Source organism: Streptomyces sp. NBC_00273 (assembly GCF_036178145.1).
Taxonomy (GTDB): Bacteria; Actinomycetota; Actinomycetes; order Streptomycetales; family Streptomycetaceae; genus Streptomyces.
This window is the reverse complement of the sequence record NZ_CP108067.1, coordinates 6,943,526-6,961,173: the sequence shown is the minus strand read 5'-3', so window position 1 is coordinate 6,961,173 and position 17,648 is coordinate 6,943,526. Positions and strand designations below refer to the sequence as shown.

Genomic DNA, 17,648 nt, shown 5'->3' with positions numbered 1-17,648 from the left:
CGGTGTTCACGGCGGGGCCCCCGCTCAAGGGGCCCGCAGGCTGCGCACGTCGAGATGCCGCAGCACCCGGTCCACGATCTCCGGGTCGGAGCCGGGCTCACTGCGGGCGGCCAGGACCTCGTGGCGGGCGGCCGACATCATCTCCCGCTGGATCCGCTGGACGTGGTGGAGCCGCTCCACGCGCTTCGCGTACGCCTCGCGCCGCTCCTCGTCCACCATGTCGGGGCTGATCCGGGCCCCCACGTCGTAGGCGCGCCGGTACAGCTGCTCGACCAGGTCCTCCGGAAGGTCCTCCACCTCCTCGATCTCCTTCAGCCGCCGCTTCGCCGCCTTGGCCGCGCGGATCGCCAGCTGCCGCTCCGCGTCCCGCTCGGCGTCCGTGTCGGCCTCCACACCGAGCCGCCGTACGAGCCACGGGAGGGTCAGCCCCTGGCACACCAGGGTCGTCATGATCACCGCGAAGGCGATGAAGATGATCTGGTCCCGCCCGGGAAAGGGCTCACCGGCGTCCGTCCGCAGCGGAATGGCCAGCGCCAGGGCCACCGAGGCCACCCCGCGCATCCCGGCCCACCACATCACCACGCTCTCCCGCCAGCTCAGCGGGATCTCCTCGTCGTAGTCGCGCCGCTGGTGCAGCCGCTGGGCGAGCCAGCCGGCCGGCAGCAGCCACACCAGCCGCACGCCGACCACCACCGCGACCACGATCGCCGCCCACCCGGCCATCTCCCACACCCGGTCCTCGGCCGTGCCGAAGACGTTGTGCAGCTCCAGCCCGATCAGACCGAAGGCCACGCCGGTGACCAGCATGTCGACGACCTCCCAAAAGGTGTGCCCGGCGAGGCGCCCCAGCACGTCGTCGGCGTCGCTCGCGTACTCGGCGAGGAACAGGGCCGTCGTCAGCACGGCCAGCACCCCCGAGCCCTGGAGCTCCTCGGCCACCACGTACGCGACGAACGGCACCAGCAGCGTCAGCCCGATCTGCAGGGTGGCGTCGCCGAGGCCCCCCATGAGCCGGTTGGCGATCCAGCCGAGCGCGAGCCCGACGGCCACGGCCACCACGGCGGAGAGCACGAACTCCCCCAGCGCCTGCGGCCAGGAGAAACTGCCGCTCACGACGGCGGCGACGGCCACGTGGTACAGCACGATCGCGGTCACGTCGTTGAAGAGCCCCTCGCCCTCCAGGATCGACACCATCCGGCGGGGCAGCCCGAGCGATCCGGCGACGGCGGTGGCGGCCACCGGGTCGGGCGGGGCGACGAGCGCGCCGAGGGCCAGGGCGGCGGCGATCGGCAGCCCGGGCACGACGGCGTTGGCGACGGCGGCCACGGCTCCGGTGGTGACGAACACGAGGGCCACGGCCAGCAGGAGGATGGGCCGGACGTTGGCGGCGAACTGCCGCCAGGACGTGCGCTGCACGGAGGCGTAGAGCAGCGGCGGCAGCACCAGGGGCAGGATGAACTCGGGCGGGATCTCGACGTTCGGTACGGCCGGCACCAGCGCGAGGACCACCCCGCCGATGGTCATCAGGATGGGCGCGGGCAGTCCGAGCCGGTCCCCGAGCGGGACCGTGACCACGGCTCCGAGCAGGAGCACGAACAGCAGAGCAAGCTGATCCACTCCCCCACCCTGCCAGTCCGCTGCGCTTGGCTCGTGCGGTGACGGGGCCGCGGCTCCGTGTCGGGCTCCGCCCGAACCCCGACGGCGCTCCGCGCCCGCGCCTCAATCGCCGGCGGGGCTGAAAGATCCAGCCCCGCCGGCGTTTGAGGCGCGGGGGTTCGGGGGCGGAGCCCCGGTGCTTCAGCCTCGCCGGCGATTGAGGCGCCGGGCAGGGCCTGCGGCTACGGCTACGGCAGGGGGCGGCGCATCGCGCGGTGCGGGATGCCTGCGTCCTGGAACTCCGGGCCGTAGGCCACGTAACCGAGCCGCTCGTAGAAGCCCAGCGCATGCGTCTGCGCGCCCAGGTCGACCGCCGCCAGGCCCCGACGGGCCGCTTCCGCCTCGATCGCGCGGACCAGCGCCACACCGACGCCCAACCCGCGCGCGGTCTTCCGGACGGCCAGCCGTCCCAGCGAGCCCACGCCCTGCGCGCCGCCGGTCTTCGCCAGCGCCGCGTCCCCGTGCAGCAGCCGCCCGGTGCCCAGCGGCACCCCGTCCGCGCCCACGGCCAGGACGTGCACCGCGTCCGCGTCGTACGCGTCGTACTCGATCGACTCCGGTACCGACTGCTCGACCACGAAGACCTCGGACCGCACCGCGAAGCAGGACTTCAGGTCCTCCTCCGAGGCGGCGACCCGCACCTCGACCGCGCCCTCGACCGGCGAGGTCACTCGCTCTCCGCCCGGATCACGTCCAGCGCGTGCTGCAGGTCCGCCGGGTAGGTGCTCTCGAACTCGACCCACTGCCCGTCCGACGGGTGCTCGAAGCCGAGGCGCACCGCGTGCAGCCACTGCCGGGTGAGGCCGAGCCGCTTGGCGACGGTCGGGTCGGCGCCGTAGGTCAGGTCGCCGACGCAGGGGTGCCGGTGCGCGGACATGTGCACGCGGATCTGGTGCGTGCGCCCGGTCTCCAGCTTGATGTCGAGCAGCGAGGCGGCGCGGAAGGCCTCGATCAGGTCGTAGTGGGTGACGGACGCCTTGCCTTCCTGGATCACCGCCCACTTGTAGTCCGCGCTGGGGTGGCGGCCGATCGGCGCGTCGATCGTGCCGCTCATCGGGTCCGGGTGGCCCTGCACCAGCGCGTGGTAGCGCTTGTCCACGATCCGCTCGCGGAACTGGTTCTTGAGCGAGGTGTAGGCGCGCTCCGACTTCGCGACGGCCATCAGGCCGGACGTGCCGACGTCGAGGCGGTGCACGATGCCCTGGCGCTCGGACGCACCGGAGGTGGAGATGCGGTAGCCGGCCGCGGCGAGGCCACCGATGACGGTGGTGCCGGTCCAGCCGGGGCTCGGGTGGGCGGCGACGCCCACCGGCTTCATGATGACGACGATGTCGTCGTCGTCATGGATGATCTCCATGCCGGGGACGGGCTCGGCCACGACCTCGACGGGCCGCGGCGGCGCGGGCATCTCGACTTCGAGCCAGGCGCCACCGTGCACGCGCTCGGACTTCCCGACGACGTTGCCGTCGACCGTCACCTTTCCCGCAGCCGCGATTTCGGCCGCCTTCGTCCGGGAGAAACCGAACATACGGGCGATGGCGGCGTCGACGCGCTCGCCCTCGAGGCCATCGGGAACGGGCAGGGTGCGGATCTCGGGAATCGTACTCACCCGTCGAGTATGCAGGACGGGGCGGACGAGCCGGCCCGCGATCAGTCCTTGTGGACGGTCCCGTCCGGGTCCAGACCCTTGAAGGACAGCAGGACGATCAGGATGCCGCCGCACACGATCGCCGAGTCCGCGAGGTTGAAGACGGCGAAGTGGGCGGGCGCGATGAAGTCGACGACCGCGCCCCGGAACACGCCCGGCGAACGGAAGATCCGGTCGGTCAGGTTGCCCAGTGCACCGCCCAGCAGCAGGCCCAGGGCGATCGCCCACGGCAGGCTGTAGAGCTTGCGGGCCAGCCGCACGATCACCACGATCACCGAGGCCGCGATGCAGGTGAAGATGATGGTGAAGGCCTCACCGAAACCGAAGGCGGCGCCCGGGTTGCGGACCGCCTCGAACTTCAGCAGGTCACCGATGATCTCGATCGGCGGCTGGTGCTCCAGCTTCGCCACGACCAGCATCTTGCTGCCGAGGTCGAGCAGGTAGGCGAGCACCGCCACGACGAGCAGAGCCGTGATCCGACGGCGCCCCTTGGGCCCGGCGGACTCCGGCTGGGTGTCGTCCCCGACCTCCGGCGTACCGATGATGCGCTCCGCCTCTGCCACGTGAGTCCCTCGAACTAGCTCGAACCAGGCTCCTCCTGGACCCTGACGAAACACGAGGGTACGTCAGGGCCCCCGCACGCCGCCCGCCCCACCTCTCCCCCTAGGCCGTCTCTTTCAGATCTTGCCGGGGCCGCGACGCCCGACAAGATCCGAAAGAGGCGACCTAGTGCCGCCGTTCCTGCTTCTGCTTGCAGTCCACGCACAGGGTGGCCCGCGGGAAGGCCTGCATCCTGGCCTTCCCGATGGGCTGCCCGCAGTTCTCGCAGAGGCCGTACGTGCCCGCCTCCAGCCGTTCCAGGGCCCGCTCGGTCTGCTCCAGCATCGAGGTGGCGTTCGCCGCGAGGGCCAGCTCGGACTCGCGGGTGATGTTCTTGGTGCCCGTGTCGGCCTGGTCGTCGCCCGCGCCGTCCCCGGAGTCCCGCATCAGACCGGAGATCGCCGCCTCCGAGGCGTCCAGCTCGGCCCGCAGCCGCAGCACCTCCGTCAGGAGCTCCGCACGGGCGTCCTCGACCTCCTTGGGGGTCCAGGGGTCCTCCCCGGGCCGTACGGCGAGCTCGCCGGGGGCCAGGGCCGCCGTGGCCCGTGCCTTGGGGAGCCCGCTGGTGGCGGCCGCGGCCGTCTTCCTCGCCGTACCTGCGCTCTTCTTGGCAACCACTTTTCGGACTCCCGTCTTCTTCGCGGCATGTGCCGCCCCCTCGGCCGCGGCCTTCTTGGCCGTGGCCGTCCGCTTCTCGACGGCGGTCGTCTTCTTGACAGCGGTCGTCTTCTCGACGGCGGTCGCCTTCCCGTCCGGAGCGAGCGCGCCGGCAGCGGTCCTTCGGGCAGCGGTCGCCTTCTTGGCGGGAGCCGCGTCCTCGGACACCGCCGCCTTCCCGGCGGCCTTCCCGACGGCCTTCTTGGCAGTACTCCCGGCGGTCTTCTTCGCCACCATGGCCGCGGCCCCTTCACATACTGTGATCTTTGCTCGCGAATCGTGCCGGAACGATAAATCGACACCGGCCCCGCGGCAACGGGGCACGCATCCATCGAGGTCAACCTGCATCCGTTGTGCCCATCAGGAGCCCCGGTAATCCGCCACTCCCGCCCCACCCGAGTCGGAAGCGGCGGCGCAGGCCCATTCGGGTCACTCCGGGGGCGCGCCTGGGTCGCCCGCGGACCCTTCCCGGGACCCCGCCACGCCGGGCCGGCGGCCCGCGCACGGGGCCCCGTAAACCGGTCTGCCGTGCGGCCCCCGGGCCCGTACACTGGGCCCAGCGAAAGGCATGGACGGGGACGAGTAGCGTCGTACGCAGCCAGGAGCGACCCGGGGACGGTGAGAGCCCGGGGGCGAGCGCGATGTGAAGGATCACCCCTGAGCCGCCGGAAGAAAGCCCGCACGGGATCCCCGTACGGCGAGTAGAACCGGCTTCGCACCCCAATGAGGGGGCCACCGGATCCGTCCGGCGGCCAAGGAGGGTGGTACCGCGGGAGCAGCAGTGCTCTCGTCCCTCCGGACGGAATTGACACCCCGCCGGAGGAAGAGTTCAGCCTCATGACCACACCGCCGCAGTACCGCCCGGTACCCGCCCAGGTCGACCTGCCTGCCCTTGAGCACGCCGTCCTCGACTTCTGGCGCGAGAGCAAGACCTTCGCCAAGACCCTGGAGCAGTCCGAGGGCCGCCCCGAATGGGTCTTCTACGAGGGCCCGCCCACCGCGAACGGCATGCCCGGCGCGCACCACATCGAGGCCCGCGTCTTCAAGGACGTCTTCCCCCGGTTCCGCACCATGCGCGGCTACCACGTGGCCCGCAAGGCCGGCTGGGACTGCCACGGCCTGCCCGTCGAGCTCGCCGTCGAGAAGGAGCTGGGCTTCAACGGCAAGCAGGACATCGAGGCGTACGGCATCGCCGAGTTCAACGCCAAGTGCCGCGAGTCCGTGACCCGCCACACCGACGCGTTCACCGAGCTCACGACCCGGATGGGCTACTGGGTCGACCTGGACGACGCCTACCGGACCATGGACCCCGAGTACGTCGAGTCCGTGTGGTGGTCGCTCAAGGAGATCTTCAACAAGGGCCTGCTCACCCAGGACCACCGCGTCGCCCCCTGGTGCCCCCGCTGCGGCACCGGCCTCTCGGACCACGAGCTGGCCCAGGGCTACGAGACGGTCGTGGACCCCTCGGTCTACGTACGCTTCCCGCTGACCTCCGGCCCGCTCGCGGGCGAGGCGGCGCTGCTGGTCTGGACGACCACCCCGTGGACCCTGGTGTCGAACACCGCCGTGGCCGCGCACCCCGAGGTCACGTACGTCGTCGTCCGCCGTACCGGCGGCGAGGACTCAGAGAAGCTGGTCGTCGCCCAGCCGCTGCTGGAGAAGTCCCTGGGCGAGGGCTGGGAGGCCACCGGCCAGACCTTCACGGGCAAGGAGATGGAGCGCTGGACGTACGAGCGTCCGTTCTCCCTCGTCGAGTTCCCCGAGCCCGCCCACTACGTCGTGAACGCCGAGTACGTCACGACCGAGGACGGCACCGGTCTGGTCCACCAGTCCCCCGCCTTCGGCGCCGACGACCTCGCGGTCTGCCGCGCGTACGGCCTGCCCGTCGTGAACCCGGTCCGCCCCGACGGCACCTTCGAGGAGGATGTGCCGCTGGTCGGCGGCGTCTTCTTCAAGAAGGCCGACGAGAAGCTGACCGCCGACCTCGACGCGCGCGGCCTGCTCTTCAAGCACATCGCCTACGAGCACAGCTACCCGCACTGCTGGCGCTGCCACACGGCCCTGCTCTACTACGCGCAGCCGTCCTGGTACATCCGCACCACCGCCGTCAAGGACGCGATGCTGCGGGAGAACGAGAAGACGAACTGGTTCCCCGACTCGGTCAAGCAGGGCCGCTTCGGCGACTGGCTGAACAACAACATCGACTGGGCGCTGTCCCGCAACCGGTACTGGGGCACCCCGCTGCCGATCTGGCGCTGTGAGGAGAACCACCTCACCTGCGTGGGCTCGCGCACGGAGCTGAGCGAGCTGACGGGCACGGACGTCTCCGGCCTGGACCCGCACCGCCCGTACATCGACGAGGTGACCTTCACCTGCACGCACGAGGGCTGCTCGCTCGAAGCGGTCCGCGTGCCGGAGGTCATCGACGCCTGGTACGACTCGGGCTCGATGCCGTTCGCGCAGTGGGGCTACCCGCACAAGAACAAGGAGATCTTCGAGAAGCGCTATCCGGCGCAGTTCATCTCGGAGGCCATCGACCAGACGCGCGGCTGGTTCTACACGCTGATGGCGGTCGGCACCCTCGTCTTCGACAAGTCCTCCTACGAGAACGTGGTCTGCCTCGGTCACATCCTCGCCGAGGACGGCCGCAAGATGTCCAAGCACCTGGGCAACACCCTGGAGCCGATCGCGCTCATGGACCAGCACGGCGCGGACGCGGTGCGCTGGTTCATGGCGGCCGGCGGCTCCCCGTGGGCGGCGCGGCGCGTGGGCCACGGCACGATCCAGGAGGTCGTCCGCAAGACGCTCCTCACGTACTGGAACACGGTCGCCTTCCAGGCCCTGTACGCCCGCACGTCGAACTGGGCTCCGTCCGCCGCCGACCCGGCCCCGGCCGACCGCACGGTCCTCGACCGGTGGCTGCTCTCGGAGCTCCACGCGCTCGTCGCCGAGGTCACCGAGGCGATGGAGTCGTACGACACCCAGCGCGCGGGCAAGCTCCTCTCCGCGTTCGTGGACGACCTGTCCAACTGGTACGTCCGCCGCTCGCGCCGCCGCTTCTGGCAGGGCGACGCGGCCGCGCTGCGGACCCTCCACGACGTGGTCGAGACCGTGACGCGCCTGCTCGCCCCGCTGACCCCGTTCATCACGGAGCGGGTCTGGCAGGACATGGTCGTCCCGGTGACCCCGGACGCCCCGGAGTCGGTCCACCTCTCCACCTGGCCGGTCGCGGACACCACGGCGATCGACCCGGCGCTGTCCCAGCAGATGCAGCTGGTCCGCCGCCTGGTGGAGCTGGGCCGGGCGACGCGTGCCGAGTCGGGCGTCAAGACCCGCCAGCCCCTGTCCCGGGCCCTGGTCGGAGCGGTGGGCTTCGACGCGCTCTCCCCCGAGCTGCAGTCCCAGATCACGGAGGAGCTGAACGTCTCCTCCCTGGCCTCCCTGTCGGAGGTCGGCGGGTCCCTGGTCGACACGACGGCGAAGGCGAACTTCCGGGCGCTGGGCAAGCGCTTCGGCAAGGACGTCCAGGACGTCGCCAAGGCCGTGGCCGCGGCCGATGCGGCGGCGCTGTCCCTGGCCCTGCGGGCCGGCTCGGCGGTGATCTCGCTGAACGGTGAGGAGATCTCCCTCTCGCCGGAGGAGGTCATCATCACGGAGACCCCGCGCGAGGGCTGGTCGGTGGCGTCCGACTCGGGCGCGACGGTCGCCCTGGACCTGGAGATCACCCCGGAGCTGCGGCTGGCGGGCCTGGCCCGTGACGCGATCCGCCTGATCCAGGAGGCCCGGAAGAACTCCGGCCTCGACGTGGCGGACCGCATCGCGCTCCGCTGGTCCTCCGCGGACCCGGAGGTCGTGACGGCCCTGACGGACCACGCCGGCCTCATCGCGGACGAAGTGCTCGCCACGGACTTCGCGTCCGGCGAGGCCGACGGCACGTACGGTGACCCGTTCACGGACGAGCCCCTCGGCCTGACGTTCCGCCTCCGCAAGGCGTAGCCCCGCCCCGAGCGGCCCGTTCCCTCCCGGGGGGACGGGCCGCTTTCGTCTGCCCCGCCGTGTCCTGGGGCTCCGCCCCAGACCCCGCGCCTCAAACGCCGGAGGGGCTGAATTCCCAGCCTCGCCGGCGTTTGAGGCGCGGGGTTCGGGGCGGAGCCCCGGATCTTTCAGCCTCGCCGGCGATTGAGGCGCAGGGCAGCGAAACGGGCCGGGCCCGGTGCCCCCGAAGGGGAACCGGGCCCGGCCCGTAGAGCGCGGCTGCCGACCGCAGAACGCCGGCGGCGCCTAGTTGTCGTCCTCGTCGATCAGGAAGCCCCGCATCGGCGACGGCGCCTGCATCGGCTGCGGCGCAGCCGGCCGGACCGGAGCCATCGGCTGGGTCATCGCCGGGGACATCTGCTGCTGGTTGCCGCCGTAGGACGGGGCACCCATCGGGGAGGGACCGCCCATGGGGGACGGGCCACCCATCGAGGGACCGCCCATGGAGTGGCCCATCGCACCGGCCGGAGCCATCGAGGGCGACGGCGACGGCGGCAGCGCGGGACCGGCCGGGTTCCGCGGCGGGGCCAGCGAGTCGTCCGCCTGGGTCTCCAGCTGGCGCAGCTGCGACTCCAGGTAGGACTTCAGACGCGTACGGTACTCGCGCTCGAAGCCCCGCAGGTCCTCGACCTTGCGCTCCAGCGTGGCGCGGGCGGACTCCAGGGAGCCCATCGCGACGCGGTGCTTCTCCTGCGCGTCCCGCTCCAGCGCATCGGCCTTGGCGCGGGCGTCCCGCTCCAGGCCCTCGGCGCGCGACCGGGCCTCGCCGACGATCTTGTTGGCCTCGGAGCGGGCCTCCGCGATCGCCTGGTCGGCGGTCTGCTGCGCCAGCGACAGGACACGGGCGGCGCTGTCGCCACCGGGGCCCTGCTGCGGGAGCTGCGGCTGCTGCATCTGCTGCATCTGCTGCCCCATCGGCTGCATCTGCTGGCCCATCGGCTGCATCTGCTGGCCCATGGGCTGCATCTGCTGGCCGAGCGGGTTCTGGCCGCCCATCGACTGCTGCTGCATGCCCTGGGGGCCGCCCATGGGCTGCTGCTGCATGCCCTGGGGTCCACCCATGGGGTGCTGCTGCATGGGACCGCCCATGGGGCCGCCCATCGGGCCGGGGCCCTGCTGGCCCTGGCCGCCGGGGCCCGGCGGAAGCTGCGGCTGGCCACCCGGGAGCTGCGGCGGGCCGCCCTGGAGCTGCGGCGGGCCCATCTGCGGCTGCTGCTGCTGCGGCGGGCCGGATATGGCCGCGGGCACGGGGGCGCCGGGGCCTCGCTGGTCCTGGGGTTCGGCCTTGCGCATGCCCTGCTGCTGCTGGTTCTGCGCGGCGGCACGCGTGGCGGCGGCCAGCTTGGCGCGCAGGTCCTCGTTCTCGCGCAGCAGGCGCGTCAGTTCGGACTCGACCTCGTCGAGGAAGGCATCGACCTCGTCCTCGTCATAGCCTTCTCGGAGGCGGACGGTCGTGAACTGCTTGTTCCGCACGTCCTCGGGAGTCAGCGGCATGTCTTCTTCACCTCTACGTAGTCGTCGGCAGTCGGCAAGACCGTATCGGGACTGTCCCCGCGCCCGCGGGGAAGCACATCGTTCACAAGCCGCTCGCAGCGGTGCGCACGAAACTGATGAGGATGTAAACGATGATCATCAGAACGAAGAAGGACAGGTCGAGTGCCACGCCCCCGAGACGCAACGGCGGAATGACCCGCCGAAGAAGCTTGAGCGGTGGATCGGTGACGCTGTAGGTGGCCTCCAGTACGACCACCATCGCCTTGCCGGGTGTCCAGGAACGTGCGAACTGGAACACGTAGTCCATGACCAGGCGGAAGATCAGCACGACGAGGAAGCACCCCAAGGCGAAGTAGATCACTTGCAGTGCGACACCCATTCCGTGCTTCCCTCTCCCCTGCTCCCGCTGTGTTCCCGGCCCCGTGTCTGACGGATCGGTCTAGCTTTGGTTGAAGAACCCGCCCTCCGCGATGCGGGCCTTGTCCTCCGCCGTGACATCGACGTTAGCAGGCGACAGCAGGAACACCTTCTGTGTCACGCGTTCAATGCTGCCGTGCAGACCGAAGACGAGTCCGGCGGCGAAGTCCACGAGACGCTTCGCATCCGTGTCGTCCATCTCCGTGAGATTCATGATCACCGGAGTGCCCTCACGGAAGTGTTCCCCGATGGTACGGGCCTCGTTGTAGGTCCGGGGGTGCAGCGTCGTGATGCGGTACGGCTCCCGCTCGGAGACGACCTTGGGCATGATCACGGGGGCGTTCTTCTCCAGGTTCGTACGATCAGGTGTGATGGATGCCACGGGGGCGATTCGCGCAGGACGTCCGCTTTCCACCGGAATTGGGATAGGTTCGCGCTGCGCCGGAGGCTGTGGTGCTCGTACCGGTTCGTCCGATACGGGCGCTTGGTGCACGGGCTGCTGTCGGCGATCCCGCTCCCGAGCCCGCTCCATCTCCGGCTCGGGCTCGAACTCGTCGTCGGGGTCGTACCCCGGGTTGTCGTACCGGTCGTCCTCCACGAGGCCGAGGTAGACCGCCATCTTGCGCATCGCGCCGGCCATTCTCCGAGTCCTCCGCTCTGTGGTGGATCGCCCTGTCGCAGGTGCCGCCGTGTCACGAATGTCACCAACTGCCCGCGATCCACTAGGTCTGCCCGCTCATCAGCGGGAATGACCATATTTTCTGCTGTGGTCCGACTTTCTTCGCGACGTTACCCGAGCCGGGGTCTCGCGCCGAGTACCGCAGTGCCGACGCGTACATGTGTCGCACCGGCCGCCACGGCCTGTTCCAGGTCTGCGCTCATCCCGGCCGACACCATCGTGGCAGCCGGATGGTCCACGCGCATGCGGGATGACAATTCCATCAGCCCCTCGAAGGCGGCCCGTTCGCGGCCCGCGTACTGGCCGGAAAGCGGAGCGACCGTCATCAGGCCGTCGATGCGCAGTCCCGGGGCCCCGGCGACGAGGTCCGCCAACTCCGCGAGCTGTTCCGGCGCCGCGCCGCCGCGGGCCCCGCGCTCCCCCGACTCCGCGTCGAGGGCGATCTGCACGAGGCAACCGAGCTCCCGACCCGCGTTCACCGCGGCCGCCGAGAGGGCGGTCACGAGCTTCGGCCGGTCGACCGACTGCACGACGTGCGCGTATCCCGCCACGGAACGGACTTTGTTCGTCTGCAACTGACCGACGAAGTGCCAGCTGAGCGGCAGATCCGCGCAGGCCGCGGCCTTGGGGGCGGCATCCTGGTCACGATTTTCCGCAACATGACGGACGCCCAGGTCCGCCAGCAGTCGTACGTCGCTCGCGGGGTAGGTCTTGGTGACCACGATGAGCGTCACCTCTTCCCGTCCCCGCCCCGCCGCCGCGCACGCGGACGAGATGCGTTCCTCCACCCGCGCCAGGTTCTCGGCGAGCTCCGACTTACGATCCGTCATTCTTCTTTTCCCCCGGCGGTCCGGGGGTCGTCCCCCCGGAAAGCTCCGTCAACCAGACATATCCGGCCAGGCGTCCGGTCACCCGGTCGCGGCGGTACGAGAAGTGGTCCCGCGACTCCAGTGTGCAGACCGGGGAACGGCCACTGTTCACCACCCCCGCCTCGGCGAGCTGGGCGTGCACCCCGGCGACCACGTCGACGGCCGGTGTCCCCCAGCTCGTCTCGGCCCGGGCGGCGGGGACGACGTCCGCCACCGCCTCCCGCATCTCGGCCGGCACCTCGTAGCAGTGTCCGCAGACGGCCGGTCCGGTCCGGGCGACGATCCGCCCGGGATCGGCCCCGAGGGCGACCATCGCCTCGACGGCGGCGGGCACCACCCCGGCGACCAGTCCCGGCCGCCCGGCGTGGGCGGCCGCCACGACCCCGGCGACCGGGTCCGCCAGCAGGACCGGCGTGCAGTCGGCGGTGAGCACCGCGAGGGCGAGCCCCCGACGGGCGGTCACCACCGCGTCCACCGCCGGGACCTCGGCGTCCGCACCCCAGGGCCCGTCCACCACGGCCACGTCCCGGCCGTGCACCTGGTTCATCCAGACCACCCGGTCCGGCGCCAGGCCCAGGGACTTCGCCGCCCGTGCCCGGTTCGCGAGAACGGCGGCCGGGTCGTCTCCGACCGCGCCGCCGAGATTGAGCTCCTCGTACGGAACGGCGCTCACTCCGCCCCACCGGTCGGTGAAGGCGAAGTGGGCGCCGCCCACGTGATGCTGCTCTGGTGTCACTTCAAGAAGTCCGGAACATCCAGCTCTTCGGCCGGGCTGTCCTGGTACGGCCGGGCCGTGGGGACCTGCGGCGCGGGGGCCTGGACCTCGACCGGAGCCGGCTCGACCGGAGCCGGGGGCTCCTCGCGCGGGGTGACCGATCCGAGGCCGCCGAAGGCCGGGCGGACCGGCTCGGCGGCGCGGACCGGAGCCGGGGCCGGCTCCTCGCGCTTGGTGGACGCGGCGCCGATGACGTTGTCCCGGCGGGCCGGGGGCTGTCCGCCGTCGAACCCGGCCGCGATGACGGTGACCCGTACCTCGTCGCCGAGCGCGTCGTCGATGACGGCGCCGAAGATGATGTTGGCCTCGGGGTGCGCGGCCTCGCTGACCAGCTGCGCGGCCTCGTTGATCTCGAAGAGACCGAGGTCCGAGCCACCGGAGATGGAGAGCAGCACGCCACGGGCGCCGTCGATGGACGCCTCCAGGAGCGGCGAGGAGATCGCCATCTCGGCGGCGGCCACGGCGCGGTCGTCGCCGCGGGCCGAGCCGATGCCCATCAGGGCCGAGCCGGCCTCGGACATCACGGACTTGACGTCGGCGAAGTCGAGGTTGATCAGACCCGGGGTGGTGATGAGGTCGGTGATGCCCTGGACGCCCGAGAGCAGGACCTGGTCGGCCGACTTGAAGGCGTCGAGCACGCTGACCTGGCGGTCCGAGATGGACAGCAGTCGGTCGTTGGGGATGACGATGAGGGTGTCGACCTCTTCGCGGAGCTCGGCGATGCCGTCCTCCGCCTGGTTCGCGCGGCGCCGGCCCTCGAAGGTGAACGGTCGGGTGACCACACCGATCGTCAGGGCGCCCAGCGAGCGCGCGATGTTGGCGACGACAGGTGCGCCGCCGGTGCCGGTGCCGCCGCCCTCACCGGCGGTGACGAAGACCATGTCGGCCCCCTTGAGGACCTCCTCGATCTCCTCGCGGTGGTCCTCTGCCGCCTTGCGACCGACGGCCGGGTTGGCGCCGGCGCCGAGGCCACGGGTGAGTTCCCGGCCGACGTCGAGCTTGACGTCGGCGTCGCTCATCAACAGCGCCTGGGCGTCCGTGTTGATGGCGATGAACTCGACGCCCTTGAGACCGACCTCGATCATTCGGTTGATGGCATTGACACCACCGCCGCCGACACCGATGACCTTGATGACTGCGAGGTAGTTCTGCGGTGCTGCCACGTCGAAGGCCTCTCGCCTCGAGTTACGTGTCGCCGCCTCGCGGGCCTGCGTTGCGACGACTGATGCCGAAATAGGGACGGTCCGAACGCGCCGACCCGAACCCTCACCCTGAAGTTTAGGGTTAGGGGTGTGCCTGTTCCTCGGACTCTTCCGAACAGGACACTAAGTCGACAAGTAGCGCGTGTTCAACGAACACGCCGAACCTCCCGTTTTTCTTTTCACCCTATGTGATCACCCGTATCGCTGGCCAACCAGGGTGCGCCGCTGTTGGACCGGACGTCAACTCCCGGACGCAGCAGGGGCGGTGGGGACGCTCACGTCGAAGCGGGCGGCCTTGGGAGCGGCTTTCAACAAAGCGTTCAATGCACGTCCCTTCGCATCGCTCTGTTCACCGCTCCCCCACGTCACAGACCGGCCCCCGGTGAGCTCCAGAACGACCGAATCGTAGGAACCCACCTTGACCTGCACGGTTTCCTTGGCGATCGGCTCCGGGAGGGCGCCCGCGACGAGTACGGCCTCGTGCAGCAGCCGTTCCTCGTCGAAGCGGCGGGCGCTCGGCGATCGACCGGCGTTCAATTCGAGGACCGGAACACCCGCGGGTGCTTTCGGAACCGTGTCGAATCGCACACCCGATGCGTCCACTTCCACGAAGTTGGCGTCCTTTTTGATGAGCAGGACGGGTTTGCGTTCCGTTACTTTCAGACCGATGCCGTGCGGCCAGGCCCGCACCACGTCGACCGAATCGATGCGGGGCAGCCGGCCGCGGACCCGGCCCTCGATCTCCTCGGTGTCGACGCCCACCAGGGGCGCGCCGACCGGGACGGCCGCGGCGCCGAGGACCTGCTCGGAGGTGAGCACGTCCATGCCGGTGGCGGTGACCTTCTCCACGCGGAGCCAGGACGAGCCGTAGAGCACCCAGGTGCCGCCCGCGACGAGGACCACCGCGGCGGCCAGGGAGGCCAACACGGGGCCCCGGCGCAGGCGTGCGCCGGGGCCCCGGGGGCCGGCCCCCCGAGCCGACTTCGGGGCCTTCGGGGCCTTGGGAGGCTTCGGCGGCTTGGGAGCGCCGGTGCCCTTGCGGGCAGTCGGGCCGGACCGATCAGAAAACGGTGTTCCGCGCCGCGCGGTCGTCCCTCCGGCCACTCCCTGCCTCCTGCGTCTCGCTACCCGCCTCAGCGGGATCTGTGGGCCGCGATCGCCTCGTAGACCATGCCGACCAGGAGCTCGTCGGCGTCCCGGCGGCCGAACTCACCGGCGGCCCGGGACATCTCGTACAGGCGGTGCGGGTCGGACAGCACCGGGAGGACCTGGCTGAGCACCCAGTCGGGCGTCAGCTCCGCGTCGTCCACGAGCAGGCCGCCGCCGGCCTTGACCACCGGCTGGGCGTTGAGCCGCTGTTCACCGTTGCCGATCGGCAACGGGACGTAGGCGGCGGGGAGCCCGACGGCGGAGAGTTCGGCGACGGTCATCGCTCCCGCGCGGCACAGCATCATGTCGGCGGCGGCGTACGCGAGATCCATCCGGTCCACGTACGGTACCGGCACATACGGCGGCATCCCGGGCATGTTGTCGACACGCGGCAGTTCGTTCTTCGGCCCGACGGCGTGCAGGATCTGGATCCCGGAGCGCTGGAGGGTCGACGCGACCTGCTGGATCGTCTCGTTGAGGCGACGGGCGCCCTGCGAGCCGCCGGAGACCAGCAGCGTGGGCAGGTTGGGGTCCAGGCCGAAGGCGGCGCGCGCCTCCGGGCGGACCGCGGCCCGGTCCAGGGTGGAGATGGAGCGGCGCAGCGGGATGCCCACGTAGCGGGCGCCGCGCAGCTTGCTGTCGGGGGTGGAGACCGCGACGGCGTGCGCGTACCGGGAGCCGATCTTATTGGCCAGTCCGGGCCTGGCGTTGGCCTCGTGGACGATGATCGGCACCCCGAGGCGCTTGGCCGCGAGGTAGCCGGGCAGGGCCACGTAGCCGCCGAAGCCGACGACGCAGTCGGCCTTGGTGCGGATCAGGATCTCCTCCGCGGCCTTGATGGTGCCGCGCAGCCGTCCCGGGACGGTGATCAGTTCCGGGGTCGGCTTGCGGGGCAGCGGAACGGCCGGGATCAGGCCCAGCTCGTAGCCGCGTTCCGGCACCAGGCGGGTTTCCAGTCCGCGCTCCGTGCCGAGGGCGGTGATGCCCACTGAAGGGTCCTGCCTGCGCAGGGCGTCCGCGAGGGCGAGCGCCGGCTCGATGTGGCCGGCGGTCCCCCCACCGGCGAGTACGACATGCACCGAATTTCACCGCTCTCCGGACGGACGCTTCTTGACGCGCCGTCTCATCGACTTCCATCTCACCCCGGTCCGCCACCAGCCGGTCTTCGGCTGTCGCATCGCGAGGGCCGCGCGCGCCGCCGGCTCCTCACGCGCGAAGGCGATGAGCAGTCCGACCGCGAACATGGTCGGCAGCAGGGCTGACCCTCCGTAGGAGAACAGCGGGAGCGGGACTCCGGCGATCGGCAGCAGGCCGAGCACCGCACCGATGTTGATCACGGCCTGGGCCGTGATCCAGGTGGTCACGCCTCCCGCGGCAAACCGTACGAAGGAATCCTCCGTGCGTCCGGCCACGCGGATACCCGCATAGCCTAGAGCCGCGAACAGGGCGAGCACCGACAGCGTCCCCGCCAGACCCAGTTCCTCCCCGGTGATGGCGAAGATGAAGTCGGTGTGGGCTTCGGGTAGTTGCCCCCATTTTTCCACACTTGCACCCAGGCCGGAACCGAACCATCCACCTGAGGCGAGGGCGTAGATCCCGTGAACGGCCTGCCAGCAAAGGTCGTTCTTGCCCGGTTCTGTCGCCCCCAGGCATTCCAGCCGGTCCATCCGGTGCGGGCTCGTCTTGATGAGCAGTGCGACGATCGCACCCGCGAAGCCGAGCACCCCGACGAACATCCGGGTCGGGGCCCCGGCCAGCCAGAGCAGACCGAACAGGATGGCGCCGAGGATCATCGCGGTGCCCATGTCCCCGCCCAGCATGATCAGCCCGAGCAGCAGGAAGGCCACCGGGACCAGCGGCACCAACAGGTGCTTCCACTGGCTCAGCAGCCCCTTGTCGCCCTTGCGCGCCAGCAGGTCGGCGCCCCACAGGATCAGGGCCAGTTTGCCGAACTCACTGGGCTGGAGCATGAACGGACCGCCAAGGGAGATCCAATTCTGGTTGCCGTTGATCGAGACGCCTATCCCCGGGACCTGGACCAGGACCATCAGGAAGAGCGTGCCGGCGAGCACCGGGTACGAGAGCGCCCGGTGCAGTTTGACCGGCATCCGGGAGGCGGCCATCAAGAGTGCGCCACCGATGAGGGCGGCCAGGAACTGCTTCTTGAAGAAGTACGCGTCGCCGAGGCCGAGCTGGAGGGCCTTGATCATCGAGGCCGAGTACACCATCACCAGGCCGAGCACGGTGATGAGCAGGGAACTGCCGAAGATCAGGTAATAGGCGGTGAGCGGGCGGTCCCAGGCCTTCTGCAACTGCCGCTGCGTACGCCGCAGCCGGGCCAGCGGCCCGCGCCCGGCGGGCCGCTTCGAACGCACCGCAGGGCGTTTGCGGCCCTGCGCCTTCACGGCGGACGGCCGCCGCCCCGGCAGCATCTGCTTGGCCGGCATCTGTGATCTTCCCCTCCACT

The 17,648-nt window shown here is 70.8% G+C and carries 15 protein-coding genes; 1 reads left to right on the top strand and 14 read right to left on the bottom strand.

The genetic code is table 11. The features are described from left to right. Nucleotides 1–24 precede the first annotated feature (24 nt). The 5 genes from OG386_RS30975 to OG386_RS30955 form a co-directional block, all read right to left on the bottom strand. Nucleotides 25–1,617 (bottom strand): Na+/H+ antiporter, encoded by a 1,593-nt coding sequence (locus tag OG386_RS30975; protein ID WP_328790823.1) that lies wholly within the window; start codon nucleotides 1,615–1,617, stop codon nucleotides 25–27. Between the two features lie 227 nt (nucleotides 1,618–1,844). Then, nucleotides 1,845–2,327, bottom strand: a complete 483-nt coding sequence (locus tag OG386_RS30970) for a GNAT family N-acetyltransferase (protein WP_328790822.1) — start codon at nucleotides 2,325–2,327, stop codon at nucleotides 1,845–1,847. Beyond that, a complete protein-coding gene (locus OG386_RS30965; protein ID WP_328790821.1) occupies nucleotides 2,324–3,265 on the bottom strand; it encodes an RluA family pseudouridine synthase in 942 nt (313 codons plus the stop codon). The genes OG386_RS30970 and OG386_RS30965 overlap by 4 nt, the downstream gene beginning before the upstream one ends. Nucleotides 3,266–3,306: 41 nt before the next feature. Further along, nucleotides 3,307–3,849, bottom strand: coding sequence for a signal peptidase II (gene lspA / locus OG386_RS30960; protein WP_258309950.1), 543 nt, complete (start codon nucleotides 3,847–3,849; stop codon nucleotides 3,307–3,309). Between the two features lie 181 nt (nucleotides 3,850–4,030). Continuing rightward, nucleotides 4,031–4,798 carry a TraR/DksA family transcriptional regulator gene (locus OG386_RS30955; protein ID WP_328790820.1) on the bottom strand — a complete coding sequence of 256 codons (768 nt, stop codon included), beginning with the start codon at nucleotides 4,796–4,798 and terminating at the stop codon, nucleotides 4,031–4,033. Nucleotides 4,799–5,398: 600 nt separating this feature from the next. Between OG386_RS30955 and ileS the strand changes: the two genes are divergently transcribed. After that, a complete protein-coding gene (gene ileS, locus OG386_RS30950) occupies nucleotides 5,399–8,557 on the top strand; it encodes an isoleucine--tRNA ligase (protein ID WP_328790819.1) in 3,159 nt (1,052 codons plus the stop codon). A gap of 285 nt (nucleotides 8,558–8,842) precedes the next feature. Here ileS and OG386_RS30945 read toward each other — a convergent pair whose 3' ends face one another. The 9 genes from OG386_RS30945 to ftsW all read right to left on the bottom strand — a co-directional run bounded on the left by OG386_RS30945 (nucleotide 8,843) and on the right by ftsW (nucleotide 17,628). Continuing rightward, nucleotides 8,843–10,090, bottom strand: coding sequence for a DivIVA domain-containing protein (locus tag OG386_RS30945; protein WP_328790818.1), 1,248 nt, complete (start codon nucleotides 10,088–10,090; stop codon nucleotides 8,843–8,845). Between the two features lie 82 nt (nucleotides 10,091–10,172). Then, complete coding sequence (locus tag OG386_RS30940) at nucleotides 10,173–10,469, bottom strand: YggT family protein (RefSeq protein ID WP_030012625.1); 297 nt, start codon at nucleotides 10,467–10,469, stop codon at nucleotides 10,173–10,175. A gap of 60 nt (nucleotides 10,470–10,529) precedes the next feature. Next, nucleotides 10,530–11,147, bottom strand: a complete 618-nt coding sequence (locus OG386_RS30935) for a cell division protein SepF (RefSeq protein ID WP_327385941.1) — start codon at nucleotides 11,145–11,147, stop codon at nucleotides 10,530–10,532. A 149-nt stretch (nucleotides 11,148–11,296) separates the two neighbouring features. Further along, on the bottom strand, nucleotides 11,297–12,016 hold the full coding sequence (locus tag OG386_RS30930; protein WP_328790817.1) for a YggS family pyridoxal phosphate-dependent enzyme: 720 nt from the start codon (nucleotides 12,014–12,016) through the stop codon (nucleotides 11,297–11,299). Then, the gene (gene pgeF / locus OG386_RS30925; RefSeq protein WP_328790816.1) at nucleotides 12,003–12,791 is read right to left on the bottom strand and encodes a peptidoglycan editing factor PgeF; all 789 of its coding nucleotides are present in this window, start codon (nucleotides 12,789–12,791) and stop codon (nucleotides 12,003–12,005) included. Before pgeF ends, OG386_RS30930 begins: the two co-directional genes overlap by 14 nt. Beyond that, the gene (ftsZ, locus tag OG386_RS30920) at nucleotides 12,788–13,993 is read right to left on the bottom strand and encodes a cell division protein FtsZ (protein ID WP_327385938.1); all 1,206 of its coding nucleotides are present in this window, start codon (nucleotides 13,991–13,993) and stop codon (nucleotides 12,788–12,790) included. Before ftsZ ends, pgeF begins: the two co-directional genes overlap by 4 nt. A gap of 279 nt (nucleotides 13,994–14,272) precedes the next feature. Continuing rightward, nucleotides 14,273–15,136, bottom strand: a complete 864-nt coding sequence (locus OG386_RS30915; RefSeq protein ID WP_405786920.1) for a cell division protein FtsQ/DivIB — start codon at nucleotides 15,134–15,136, stop codon at nucleotides 14,273–14,275. A gap of 29 nt (nucleotides 15,137–15,165) precedes the next feature. Beyond that, a complete protein-coding gene (gene murG, locus OG386_RS30910; protein ID WP_266597598.1) occupies nucleotides 15,166–16,260 on the bottom strand; it encodes an undecaprenyldiphospho-muramoylpentapeptide beta-N-acetylglucosaminyltransferase in 1,095 nt (364 codons plus the stop codon). Nucleotides 16,261–16,266: 6 nt separating this feature from the next. Next, nucleotides 16,267–17,628: a putative lipid II flippase FtsW gene (gene ftsW, locus OG386_RS30905; RefSeq protein WP_328790815.1), complete on the bottom strand. Its 1,362-nt coding sequence runs from the start codon at nucleotides 17,626–17,628 to the stop codon at nucleotides 16,267–16,269. Nucleotides 17,629–17,648 lie beyond the last annotated feature (20 nt).

What these genes read in the sequence shown, in the direction of transcription:
- ftsW (WP_328790815.1), bottom strand. Translation starts at nt 17,628, where the DNA reads ATGCCGGCCAAGCAGATGCTGCCGGGGCGGCGGCCGTCCGCCGTGAAG.
- OG386_RS30955 (WP_328790820.1), bottom strand. Translation starts at nt 4,798, where the DNA reads ATGGTGGCGAAGAAGACCGCCGGGAGTACTGCCAAGAAGGCCGTCGGG.
- OG386_RS30930 (WP_328790817.1), bottom strand. Translation starts at nt 12,016, where the DNA reads ATGACGGATCGTAAGTCGGAGCTCGCCGAGAACCTGGCGCGGGTGGAG.
- ileS (WP_328790819.1), top strand. Translation starts at nt 5,399, where the DNA reads ATGACCACACCGCCGCAGTACCGCCCGGTACCCGCCCAGGTCGACCTG.
- OG386_RS30940 (WP_030012625.1), bottom strand. Translation starts at nt 10,469, where the DNA reads ATGGGTGTCGCACTGCAAGTGATCTACTTCGCCTTGGGGTGCTTCCTC.
- OG386_RS30935 (WP_327385941.1), bottom strand. Translation starts at nt 11,147, where the DNA reads ATGGCCGGCGCGATGCGCAAGATGGCGGTCTACCTCGGCCTCGTGGAG.
- OG386_RS30945 (WP_328790818.1), bottom strand. Translation starts at nt 10,090, where the DNA reads ATGCCGCTGACTCCCGAGGACGTGCGGAACAAGCAGTTCACGACCGTC.